This is a genomic window from Flavobacterium branchiophilum NBRC 15030 = ATCC 35035, assembly GCF_002217205.1.
GTDB classification, from domain to species: domain Bacteria; phylum Bacteroidota; class Bacteroidia; order Flavobacteriales; family Flavobacteriaceae; genus Flavobacterium; species Flavobacterium branchiophilum.
This window is the reverse complement of the sequence record NZ_MUGT01000131.1, coordinates 1-11,207: the sequence shown is the minus strand read 5'-3', so window position 1 is coordinate 11,207 and position 11,207 is coordinate 1. Positions and strand designations below refer to the sequence as shown.

The window sequence follows — 11,207 nt, the reverse complement described above, 5'->3', positions numbered from 1 at the left end:
GGTCGGGCTATTCGTTTCAATCTTTTTTGCCCCAAAAAGAGGGGGCAAAAAAGGATTTCCACTGCTATCCCTCACTCAAAATCTAACAACCGTTTTTTAAAGATGTTCTATTAATAAAAACATGAAGTTTCAAAACAGCAATTTTTTAGATAAAGCCAATACGTTTGACGTGTCAATAAGGTGTTGTTAATAACAAAAGTAAATCGTCGTTTTACGAAATTTTATAGCATGCTCTCTTTGCCCTAGTGCTTTGCACCAACAAGCAAACAAATCACAGCAATTTTTAATCTCATAAATTCCTCATCAAGTATGAGTTAAGTACCTGCATTTTTGGTATCAACAAAAATCAGGAGGCGAAAAACAGCTAGACAAATAACCCGATAGGGTTTTGCTGTTCGTACAAATAAAAGGATTTGTAAGTGTTGCATTTTTTGAAATACAGTTTGCAACAAAAGGCATTTCAAAACAAACATAATCGTTTGAAAAAGCTTTTAATAATTTTTTAATCGGCATTTTAGAATGTGAAGTATTGAATAATTCATCATCGGCCAATGCTTTCAAGTTTTTATTAATATTGTCTTGGTGGTGGTTTCTTAAATAATATAAATTTAAAATATTATCTCGAATTTGTTTCTTAAAAATGTGATAGGTAACATTGTTTACAGTAACATTTTCGTTTACATATTCCATCTCGGTATCGTTGGTAAAGGAGTACAAGGTTGCATTCAACTTCAAGACATTAAATTCGTGATTGGGAATTTTCTGCATCGTATTTACCCAAGCTTGTTCCTTTTCAAAAGCATACATCAAATAGTACCCAATAGCATTGTAAAACAATGTTACCGTAAGAGTAAGTATTAATAATATAGAGGCCGTCCGTTTCATATTTGCAAATATATATATTTATTGATAACAAAAAAATAATTTTGTATTTTTGCAATATTCCTATTTTTTATTCCTTTTTGGTGTCATAAAATTATTTAATTTCAAAACTTAAAGCTTCTGATTTAGTTATTTATAATAATTGCTTCACTTTTGAGTTTGTATGTATCTGCCAAAAAATCAGCTTTTTAATCCTATTTTATCCCATATAACGGATTTGAAATTTGTTTTCAATTAAAATTTAAAAAAAAACATTAATAACCTTTATCTTTGCACACAAAAAAAATGATTTTTATAGATACACACACCCATTTGTGTGCAACAGATTTTGATCAAGATAGGTTTGCAGTAATTCAAAATGCCCTTGCAAGTGGTATTCAGCACCTCATTATTCCTGCAATCGATGCCGAAAGTACGCAGCAACGGTACGATTTAGCTGCACAATTCCCTTCAAACATTCATTTGATGATGGGGTTGCATCCCACACATGTAAAAGACAATTATTTAGACGAATTGGCACACGTAGAACAAGAATTGTCTCAACGACAATTTTGTGCCGTTGGCGAAATTGGCATTGATTTGTATTGGGACAAAACATATTTAAAAGCCCAACAAATAGCCTTTGAACAACAAATTAATATGGCAAAAAAATGGCAACTTCCTATCAATATCCATTGTAGGGATGCTTTTGACGAAGTTTTTGAAATATTAGAAGCCCAAAAATCACCCGAATTGCGTGGGGTTTTTCATTGTTTTTCGGGCAATCTTGCACAAGCCAATCAAGCCATTGATTGTGGAATGGCACTTGGTATAGGCGGCGTGGTTACATTTAAAAACGGAAAAATAGACCGCTTTTTGCACGAAATTCCATTACAACATATCGTTTTAGAAACCGATGCCCCTTATTTAGCCCCAGTGCCACACAGAGGCAAGCGAAACGAAAGTCAATACATTGTTTTGATAGCCCAAAAATTAGCCGAAATCTATCAAAAACCTTTGGCAGAAATAGCACAGGTTACCACTCAAAATGCTCAATCTATATTTGGAATCAAATAAAATTTTGGTGCAAATGATAATTTTTTGTTTATTTGTTCTCGAAAACTAAAAACCCATAAAATGTCGAAATTTGATCACATCCGTCCTTTTTATGATGCCGAAGTCAATGAAAACCTTAGGGCTTCATTAAATCATCCGATGATGAAGGCTTTGATGAATTTTACATTTCCTGATTTGCCTAGCGAAATTTGGAAAGATCAATTGTCTAAAACACATTCTATTCGTGATTTTCAGTGTAATATTGTTTATCATACTTTGCAAAAAGTATTACACAACACATCCGATGGTTTAAGTACCTCTGGATTTGAAAATTTAGAACCCAATACATCTTATATCTTTATATCAAACCATCGAGATATTATTTTAGACACTTCGTTGCTCAATTCTTGTTTGTTTGAACACGGACTCATCATGACTGCATCGGCTATTGGAGACAACTTGGTTCAAAAAGCATTTTTGCATACGCTTGCAAAATTAAACAGAAATTTTTTAGTACAAAGAGGTTTAACACCTAGAGAAATGCTTCAAAGTTCTAATTTATTATCTGAATATATTGGGCAATTATTGCTAAAAGAAAATAGATCTGTTTGGATTGCACAACGTGAAGGCCGTACAAAAGATGGCAATGATGCTACAAATCCAGGAGTTCTCAAAATGCTAGGAATGGCATCTGACGAAAAAAATATTTTGCAATATTTCAAAAAAATAAAAATTGTTCCTGTTTCTATATCTTATGAGTACGACCCAACGGATGCTTTGAAAATGCCACAGCTTTTGGCAGAAGCCAATCAAGAAATTTATATAAAGGATAAAAACGAAGATTTTGTAACCTTAATGAGTGGGGTTATGGGCCAAAAAAAGCATATTCATATTCATGTTGGACAAGTTTTAGATCATGAAATTGATGCAATTGAAAATCAGGTCGATAATCCAAACAAACAAATTCAGGCATTGGCACAAGCCATAGATGTTAGTATTTTAAGCAATTACAAGCTTTGGTCAACAAATTATATTGCATTTGACATTTTGAATAAAACAAATCAATACAGTCATCAATATACAGATAATGAACGTTCGTTGTTTGAAAGACGACTTGAAATGCGTATAGACGACAAAAATCCAATTGCTTATGAACGTTTTTTGAATATGTATGCAAATCCCGTTGTCAATAAAGCAAAGTTTACAAAATGAATGCTAAATCTAAAATTTTATTGATTTATACTGGCGGTACGATTGGTATGGTAAAAGATTTTGAAAGTGGGGCTTTAAAAACATTCAATTTTAAAAAATTATTGCAACGCATCCCCGAACTCAAACAACTCGACTGCGAAATTGCCACACATTCTGTGGCTATTCCTATAGATTCGTCTAACATGAATCCTACAAAATGGGTAGCATTGGCTTCTATTATTGAAGACAATTATAATTTATATGATGGTTTTGTAGTGCTTCACGGTTCTGATACCATGTCCTATTCTGCATCTGCTCTGAGTTTTATGCTCGAAAACTTATCCAAACCTGTCATTTTTACTGGGTCTCAATTGCCAATTGGTGATTTGAGAACCGATGCTAAAGAAAATTTGATAACTGCCATTCAAATTGCATCGCTTACAAAAAATCAAGAACCTGTTATCAAAGAAGTGGGGCTTTATTTTGAATATAAATTATATAGAGGCAATCGTACCTCTAAAATCAATGCAGAACATTTTAAAGCATTTGCCTCACCCAATTATCCACCTTTAGTGGTTTCGGGCGTGCATTTGAAAATAAATGATGATTTGTTTTTAGATTCAAAAGTGAGCCAACCATTGATTGTGTGCAAGAATTTGGATGATCATGTAGCCATTTTAAAAATGTTTCCAGGTTTAAATGAAAGTGTTTTGAACTCATTTTTATCGATTCCAAACTTGAAAGGCATTATTTTAGAAACCTATGGATCTGGCAATGCACCTACAGAACTGTGGTTTGTAAACGCACTGGATCATTCTATTGCAAAAGGTTTACATATTGTAAATGTAACCCAATGTTCTGGCGGGAGTGTTAGTATGGGGCAATATGAAACCAGTACCATGCTCAAAAAAATAGGTGTCATTTCTGGAAAAGACATCACTACCGAAGCAGCAATAACAAAATTAATGTATCTATTGGGACAAAATTTAGAACCTAACGAGTTCAAAATCAGATTTGAAACTGCAATTCGTGGCGAAATGTCATAAAAACAGTAAAAAAATTTGAACAATTCAATAAAAAATCGGTTATTTGCAAAACAAAATTTTTAGAGAGGTGTCCGAGTGGTTGAAGGAGCAAGCCTGGAAAGTTTGTATATGGGTAACTGTATCGTGGGTTCGAATCCCATCCTCTCTGCAATAAAAAACCGTCAAATTATTATTATTTTGACGGTTTTTTTTATGAAAAATACTAAAATCTTATTTGTATCCTTTTCAAATGTTAATTTTTGCTGCTGCTTACAACAAATGGTTGTATTTGGATGCCTGCTTGGTCTAAAGCCGTTTTGCTGTTTTCTAAAGTTTCAGCACACACTGTATTAAAATTGTCTATGGTAGCACATGGTTTGATAGACAGTTGTATGGCATTATCTGTCAATTGTTTAACAACAACAATTGGTTCAGGATTTTGAAGTATTTTGGCATTGTTTTTCATTACTTCTTCAATCAAGTTTTTAACCACTTTGATGTTCGTTTGATAGGAAATGGCCAATGTCAAATCAGCTCTTCTATAACCCAGCATCGAATAATTCGTAATGACACCGTTACTTAAATTACCGTTTGGAACAAAAACTACTTGGTTATTTGGTGTAATCAATTTAGTAACAAATATTTGTATTTCACTCACCGTTCCAACTACGCCTTGGGCCTCTATCAAATCATTAACTTTAAAAGGTTTGAATAAAATGATAAGGATACCACCAGAAAAATTAGATAACGATCCTTGCAACGACAAACCAATGGCCAATCCTGCAGCCCCTAATATGGCAACAAAAGACGATGTACCAACACCAAGTTGCGTAATTACTGTAACAAATAACAAAATTCGTAATGTCCAAAATAAGATGTTTGCTAAAAAATTTGATAAAGTTGGTTCAAATTCTCGTTTGATCATTATTTTTCTAACGATTTTATTAATGAACCTAATGCTATATATCCCAATAAATAAGATGGCAATTGCTGCTATCAAGTTTGGTGCAAATTCAATTAATTTTTCATAAAGTTTAGTGCTTAACAAGTCAATTTTTTCCATTTTTTGTTCATTCAATTTTTAGTTAAAATCAGTAAAGCCCTCTCAATCGAGAAGGCTTTTACAATTCTTTCATAAAACGCTACTTATTGTGCAGGTTTGTCTTCGCCACCTGTCAAATCAGTTAATTTTTCTTTCACAGTATCTACTGCATTTTCTGCAAATGTACCTGCTGTTTCAATAGCATCACCCGCTTTGTCTTTTACAGTTTCTACAATATTATTCAACGTTTCTGTTGCTCCTGGCACATATTCGTTTACTTTTTCTTTAGCATCATGAGCCAAATCTTCGGCTTTATCTACTAAATCTCCTGCTACTTCTTTAGCTTTGTCAATTGCACCTTCGGCAAAATTTTCTGCTTTATCAAGCAAATCATTAAAAAAACCTTCTACACCCATTGTTATTAATTTTTTAAATTAGATTGAGCTACAAAATTACATATTTTTTATTATTTTTATAAGCATTCCATTAATTTTTTTTTCAATAATTGAAAATCTGTTACAGGCAAATGACATTCTTTATTTTTGCAAAAATAATACATACTTTTATTTGAAGTTTTGTCTTTTAAATAAGGTATTTTTGATTGATCAAAACAGCCAAAAATCCTATTTTCAGGATTATAATGTCTGTGTATTTCCGAGGCTTCAACTACTGCATTTTCAGAATTCAATACCATTTCTGATGTAAAATACAGATTGTCCATTTGTAACCACAACCAGTTAGAAAATGCAGATGGATAATCTACATTGGCTGTGGCTTGCAGCAACATGTTGTGAGCTGTTTTTTGATAATACAAATTGTCAAATGCCAAACTCAAATAATTTAAATTATGTGCCATAACACTATTTGAACTCGGTATCACATTGTCTTCAATTTCAAAATGTTGTGCAATCAATTCAGGGTCTTTTCGAGAGTTAAATCTGAACATTTGTTTGGATGTATCAAAAAAGTAATCAAATGTATAATCTGTAAGTGTTTTGGCTTTCAACAACCAGTCTTCGTCAAAAGTAACTTCATATATGTGAATAAATGCTTCTATTACAAAAGCATAATCCTCTAAAAAACCATTAATTTTGCATGTTCCATTTTGATAAATATGCCACAAATGCCCATCTGGCGACCAGAGTGTATGGGCAATAAATTGGGCATTTTGCAGTGCCATTTGCAAATATTTTTTGGTTCCAAATGTTTTATAAGCTTCTACTAACCCTTTGATAGTCAGCGCATTCCAAGAGGTTATTACTTTATTGTCTAATCTTGGTTTTGGTCGTTGCTGCCTTTTTTGATACAATTTTTGTTCCCATTCTTGCTTTTTATTTTTCAAAACGGCTAAATCTATAGATTCCTTTTCTGCCCAATAAGCCAAGGATTGGTTTTGAATTAATACATAATGTCCATGTTCCCAATGTCCAAATTCATTGATATTGAAAATTTTACTAAAAAGGCCATAATCATCCCCTAAAAGGGCTATGAGTTCATCTTGAGTCCAAACATAAAAAGTACCCTCTTCAAGTACATTTTGACTATTTATACTATCTGCATCAAAAGCAGCACAAAACGATTTATTGTCTGTAAACCATTCTTTTTCAATAAATTGTATTGTTTTTTCTACTACTTCTTGGTATAGTGGCTCGCCTGTTTTTTGAAAAGCTTGGGCATATAAAAACAGCAGTTGGGCATTGTCGTATTGCATTTTTTCAAAATGAGGAACGTGCCATTTCATATCTACGGAGTATCTAGAAAACCCACCTCCCAACACATCAAACAAACCACCATAAGCCATTTTTGTTAAGGTCAAATGCACAAAATCTAGCAATTCTTCATCTTGGTTTTGATCAGCATATCGAAGCAATAGCACATAATTGTTGGGCATCATAAATTTAGGGGCTCTTGCCATACCGCCAAAATCCAAATCAAAACTACGCTTCCATTTGGTAATCAAGTCTTCTAATGTTTTTTTTGAAAAAACCAGATCATCATGAAGTTGTGGTTTAAAACCTATTGTGTCAATACCTTTTTGTAATTTTTCTGCGTAGTCCAGCATTCTTTCTGGCTGATTTTCAAATACTTCCTGAATTTGTTTTAAAGCAGTTGTCCAATCTTCTTTTCTAAAATAAGTACCACCCCAAACTGGTCGCCCGTCGGGCAAACAAACCATGTTTAAGGGCCACCCTCCTTGTCCTGTCATAATTTGTAAGGCTTTCATATAAAGGGCATCTAGGTCTGGACGCTCTTCTCGGTCTATTTTGATATTGACAAAATGAGAATTCATGACTTGAGCTACTTCCAAATTTTCAAAACTTTCATGTTCCATAACATGACACCAATGGCATGCAGAATATCCAATACTTACAATCATTAATTTATTTTCATTAATAGCTTTTTGCAACGCATGGTTGTTCCAAGCGTTCCAATGTATCGGATTTTGAGCATGTTGCAATAAGTAAGGACTACTTTCTAAGTGAAGTAAATTAGACATATTGATATTAATTTTATATATTTAAATAGTAGAATCCAAAATAAAAATCATGCTTCCATCTGTATCTCTCAAGATGATTTGTGTAGGAGCATCTTCAATTGCAAAACGGGTTTTATTGATGTTTTTCATAAAATTGTTTTCTATTGTCATAACTTCATTTGGGCATAACTTTCGTGTTAGTCCTACATTTTCTATTATTAAAAACCCTTTTTCAAGTTTGTAGGTTCCAAAAAAAGTATTACAACCTGCCAATCCACTTACAGTACCGTTTTTTAAAAATGTCATCGTTAGTTTTGAATCCCCCTCGGATACTTGTACCCCATTTCCAGAATTGACTGATACATTCCATTGATTTTCAATTAAATGCGACAAGACATCTTGCTTTTTCCATATCAATTGTTCGTTTTTTGGAGTGGTCATCATAAGTGTTGTTCCTTGTAAAGCTATTTTTGTAGCACTATAAAATAAAGTCGTGAATTTTCCTTCGTATCCATCTATACATGCCATTAAAGTGGTCATACCTTTACCTTGATCAAAAGCCATTTGATTATTGCTTATCGTCCATTTTCCCGAAATGTTGTTGCATAAAGCATATAAAGAAAATTGATTTCCTTTGATTGTTAAGGAGGTTCCAGCTTTAATTTCAAACCCATTTTTAGTGGTGCTTTCCAATATCCATAAGCCATCTAAATCATCATTTTTAGACAAATTATTGGCTTTTTTGGCGGTTGGTTGTTCTTCTATTACTGCTTTTTTTGAAGTTGTGCATTGTGTTAATAAAAATAAAATTGATAATGCGATAGCCGTTTTTAGGGTCTTATTCATGTTGGAGTAGTTTTTTATTTTTTTAAAATCTTTAACTTTATTTATACTATTAATGATTTGGTATATGAAAGTGTCTAAAAAAAAATGAGGCTTAAAAGTAAGCCTCATTTATTGAATATTTATGTCAATTTCGACTTTTTAATTTAAAATAAAAGTCATAGCACCATCTTTGTATCTGAACACAATTTCACTAGACGAGTCTTCTACTGTAAAAATGGATTTATTTAAGTTTTTTACAAAATTATTTTCCACCTTCATACCTTCTGGAAGACAAGCCATTTTAGTGAGTGCAACATTTTCAATAATGATCTGATCTCCTTCTAGTTTGTAAGTACCGTTAAAAGTATTGCATCCAGCAAAACCACTAATTTTACCGTCTTTTGAAAAAGACATTGTTAGCTTTGGGTTATCCTCGCTTATTACAATGGCATCACCTGTATTGGTAACTACTGCCCATTCTTTTTCTTGCAAATGTGTAAGTATATTTTGTTTTTTCCAAACAATTTTGGATTGATCTTTTGTTGTCAAAGTTAAAATGTCATTTTGCATTTCAAAACTTACTACTTCAAACAATAACTTAAGGAAATCTTGTTCGTAATTGTCTGGACATCCTTTCATCGTTTGCATCAATCCTTTGCTATTGAATTTAATTTCAGAATCTTTAATGGTAACACCACCATGATTAAGATTGCACAACGCATTCAAATGAAATTCTGTTCCTTTAAAAGCTACAGAAGTTCCTTTTTTAATTTTAAAATCAGGTTTGGAAGTCGATTCTAATATCCATAATCCATCCAGATTTTGTTTTGTAGTATCTTTCATTGCAGTTTGTGTTTGAGGTTCCACTTGGTCTTTTTTAGTATTATTGGCACATTGTATAAAAAGCAATGCCAAAAATAAAATGCTCGTTCCTTGAATTAATTTTTTCATAATAAATGTTTTTTAATAACAATCAACAATTGTTTCTCGTTAGTGTTTTAAATTTTGAATTATTTTGAAATTTGTTATCAAAAATTATACCAAAGTTACTCTTCGTTTTTAAACCAACTCGAATACATCACATAATTGTTTGAAATTCGGTCTATTTCGCCTGCAAAATCAGAAGTATTGATGTCTTTAACTTTTTTAGCTGGCACTCCAGCCCAAATAGTTCCAGATGCCACTGTTGTATTTTGTGTAATTACAGATCCCGCAGCAACTATTGAATTACTTTCAATAACACATCCATCCATAACAATGGCTCCCATTCCTATCAATACATTGTCATGAATATGACAACCATGTACAACTGCATTGTGCCCAATTGAAACATTGTTACCAATAATTGTAGGGTGCTTTAAATAGGTACAATGAATTACTGCCCCATCTTGTATATTTACTTTGTCGCCAATCGTAATACTATTCACATCTGCACGTACGACAGCATTAAACCACACACTACAATTTTTACCAATACTAACTTCACCAACTATAGTTGCATTTTCAGCAACATAACAATCCTCTGGAATTATGGGACTTTTTCCTTTACATGATTTTATTAACATAATACTTTAAAAAAATCTTCATGAATAATCATGTAGATATTAAATTTATTAATTATTTGCTGGGCAATTACAGTGGTATTTTTCTGGTTTACATGAAAAATCAAATCCTAAAGTTAACTGATGGAAGCCACCATTATCAAAATTAACTTTACCTGCCAAATAAGAATACGTATAAGCAAACATAAAATTTTTATAATTTACACCAACAATTGGGGTAATATATTGTAATTTTTGAGTTGCAACACTTCTACCTTCAATATAATTTGCACCATCTAAACTTCTTCTGTAGGAAAGTCCACCCCAAAATTTACCTGAATCCATTGCTTTGTAAGCTTTTATATTGAAATCAACAGTAGATTCTTTTGTTTGGGTAATATATTGAAACATTATTGAAGGTTCCCACATGATGGATTCGCTATCGCCAAAGGTATAACCGGTATTAAAAATAGCCCTCTTCAAATCAACAGGTTCATACAAAGAATAAATTTCCCGTTTACTTGCTAATACATTTTTTAATGTAAAATGAGCATAAAAATCTAAAAAGTTGTATGTTGCCCCTAAATCGATATTAAAATAGGACGCTCTTTGTACAATACCTCCAATTCCAGGTTCTAAGTAAGAATTGTTTGATCTAAAACTTGTTTCGTCTAACGAACTTTGACTAAAACCAACATTTACTCCAAACGAAAGTCTATTCAAATCAATTTCATCACGTGAAAACAATAAATGATGGGCATAACTTAATTTTAAACCTGTTTGCGAGTGGTATCCATTTTTATCATTAAACAAGATGATACCCGCTCCATCTCGATCGGTTATAGCTCCATTAACACTCAATGTTTGTAATGCTGGTGCATCTGTTTGACCAAACCATTGCTGGCGGCCAGTTAATCTAACTTTTGAACAGCTTGCAGCTCCTGCCATAGAAGGGTGTAGCAAATAATAATTATCAGATAAATAATCTGAATATACAGGAAGACCTTCTTGAGAAAAGGTTAATTGCGATATTAATATCGCAAAAGATAGATAGATTTTTTTAATTTTCATTTTTTTATCTTTTAAGTGAGAAATGGGCTTTAAATTGTTTAGCTAAAGTTTTTTCAATATAATCTACTGTAAACCAGTAATCTGTTGAAGGGAGTTGTTGTCCGTTTAGGGTTCCGTCC

Annotated in this window: 12 protein-coding genes and 1 tRNA gene; 4 read left to right on the top strand and 9 right to left on the bottom strand. The window is 32.4% G+C overall.

Annotation, left to right across the window (positions count from 1 at the left end):
* Positions 1 to 336: 336 nt before the first annotated feature.
* On the bottom strand, positions 337 to 885 hold the full coding sequence (locus B0A58_RS13310; protein ID WP_089081468.1) for a hypothetical protein: 549 nt from the start codon (positions 883 to 885) through the stop codon (positions 337 to 339).
* A 282-nt stretch (positions 886 to 1,167) separates the two neighbouring features.
* Here B0A58_RS13310 and B0A58_RS13305 point away from each other — a divergent pair, with 282 nt between their 5' ends.
* The 4 genes from B0A58_RS13305 (at position 1,168) to B0A58_RS13290 (ending at position 4,302) form a co-directional block, all read left to right on the top strand.
* Entirely contained in the window at positions 1,168 to 1,938 is a 771-nt protein-coding gene (locus tag B0A58_RS13305) for a TatD family hydrolase (RefSeq protein WP_089081467.1), read from the top strand.
* Positions 1,939 to 1,998: 60 nt separating this feature from the next.
* Positions 1,999 to 3,129, top strand: coding sequence for a 1-acyl-sn-glycerol-3-phosphate acyltransferase (locus B0A58_RS13300; protein ID WP_089081466.1), 1,131 nt, complete (start codon positions 1,999 to 2,001; stop codon positions 3,127 to 3,129).
* Complete coding sequence (locus tag B0A58_RS13295) at positions 3,126 to 4,154, top strand: asparaginase (RefSeq protein WP_089081465.1); 1,029 nt, start codon at positions 3,126 to 3,128, stop codon at positions 4,152 to 4,154. Before B0A58_RS13300 ends, B0A58_RS13295 begins: the two co-directional genes overlap by 4 nt.
* Before the next feature lie 61 nt (positions 4,155 to 4,215).
* Positions 4,216 to 4,302 (top strand) — tRNA-Ser (locus tag B0A58_RS13290).
* A gap of 84 nt (positions 4,303 to 4,386) precedes the next feature.
* Here the strand turns inward: B0A58_RS13290 and B0A58_RS13285 are convergent.
* The 8 genes from B0A58_RS13285 to B0A58_RS13250 all read right to left on the bottom strand — a co-directional run.
* Entirely contained in the window at positions 4,387 to 5,196 is an 810-nt protein-coding gene (locus tag B0A58_RS13285) for a mechanosensitive ion channel family protein (protein ID WP_089081464.1), read from the bottom strand.
* A gap of 83 nt (positions 5,197 to 5,279) precedes the next feature.
* The gene (locus tag B0A58_RS13280) at positions 5,280 to 5,591 is read right to left on the bottom strand and encodes a YtxH domain-containing protein (RefSeq protein ID WP_014083080.1); all 312 of its coding nucleotides are present in this window, start codon (positions 5,589 to 5,591) and stop codon (positions 5,280 to 5,282) included.
* Positions 5,592 to 5,647: 56 nt separating this feature from the next.
* Positions 5,648 to 7,672, bottom strand: coding sequence for a thioredoxin domain-containing protein (locus tag B0A58_RS13275; protein ID WP_089081463.1), 2,025 nt, complete (start codon positions 7,670 to 7,672; stop codon positions 5,648 to 5,650).
* Positions 7,673 to 7,693: 21 nt separating this feature from the next.
* A complete protein-coding gene (locus B0A58_RS13270; RefSeq protein ID WP_165766347.1) occupies positions 7,694 to 8,497 on the bottom strand; it encodes an META domain-containing protein in 804 nt (267 codons plus the stop codon).
* Between the two features lie 138 nt (positions 8,498 to 8,635).
* Positions 8,636 to 9,427: an META domain-containing protein gene (locus tag B0A58_RS13265; RefSeq protein WP_014083083.1), complete on the bottom strand. Its 792-nt coding sequence runs from the start codon at positions 9,425 to 9,427 to the stop codon at positions 8,636 to 8,638.
* A 95-nt stretch (positions 9,428 to 9,522) separates the two neighbouring features.
* Positions 9,523 to 10,041 carry a gamma carbonic anhydrase family protein gene (locus B0A58_RS13260; protein WP_089081461.1) on the bottom strand — a complete coding sequence of 173 codons (519 nt, stop codon included), beginning with the start codon at positions 10,039 to 10,041 and terminating at the stop codon, positions 9,523 to 9,525.
* Between the two features lie 48 nt (positions 10,042 to 10,089).
* The gene (locus tag B0A58_RS13255) at positions 10,090 to 11,088 is read right to left on the bottom strand and encodes a PorP/SprF family type IX secretion system membrane protein (RefSeq protein ID WP_089081460.1); all 999 of its coding nucleotides are present in this window, start codon (positions 11,086 to 11,088) and stop codon (positions 10,090 to 10,092) included.
* A 4-nt stretch (positions 11,089 to 11,092) separates the two neighbouring features.
* Positions 11,093 to 11,207, bottom strand: a 115-nt coding sequence (locus B0A58_RS13250; protein WP_133063142.1) for a T9SS type B sorting domain-containing protein, incomplete at its 5' end; no start/stop codon positions are given.

Excerpts from the sequence above, each read along its gene's own strand:
- B0A58_RS13310 (WP_089081468.1), bottom strand. The coding sequence starts at position 885 with ATGAAACGGACGGCCTCTATATTATTAATACTTACTCTTACGGTAACA.
- B0A58_RS13305 (WP_089081467.1), top strand. The coding sequence starts at position 1,168 with ATGATTTTTATAGATACACACACCCATTTGTGTGCAACAGATTTTGAT.
- B0A58_RS13300 (WP_089081466.1), top strand. The coding sequence starts at position 1,999 with ATGTCGAAATTTGATCACATCCGTCCTTTTTATGATGCCGAAGTCAAT.
- B0A58_RS13295 (WP_089081465.1), top strand. The coding sequence starts at position 3,126 with ATGAATGCTAAATCTAAAATTTTATTGATTTATACTGGCGGTACGATT.
- B0A58_RS13285 (WP_089081464.1), bottom strand. The coding sequence starts at position 5,196 with ATGGAAAAAATTGACTTGTTAAGCACTAAACTTTATGAAAAATTAATT.
- B0A58_RS13280 (WP_014083080.1), bottom strand. The coding sequence starts at position 5,591 with ATGGGTGTAGAAGGTTTTTTTAATGATTTGCTTGATAAAGCAGAAAAT.
- B0A58_RS13275 (WP_089081463.1), bottom strand. The coding sequence starts at position 7,672 with ATGTCTAATTTACTTCACTTAGAAAGTAGTCCTTACTTATTGCAACAT.
- B0A58_RS13270 (WP_165766347.1), bottom strand. The coding sequence starts at position 8,497 with ATGAATAAGACCCTAAAAACGGCTATCGCATTATCAATTTTATTTTTA.
- B0A58_RS13265 (WP_014083083.1), bottom strand. The coding sequence starts at position 9,427 with ATGAAAAAATTAATTCAAGGAACGAGCATTTTATTTTTGGCATTGCTT.
- B0A58_RS13260 (WP_089081461.1), bottom strand. The coding sequence starts at position 10,041 with ATGTTAATAAAATCATGTAAAGGAAAAAGTCCCATAATTCCAGAGGAT.
- B0A58_RS13255 (WP_089081460.1), bottom strand. The coding sequence starts at position 11,088 with ATGAAAATTAAAAAAATCTATCTATCTTTTGCGATATTAATATCGCAA.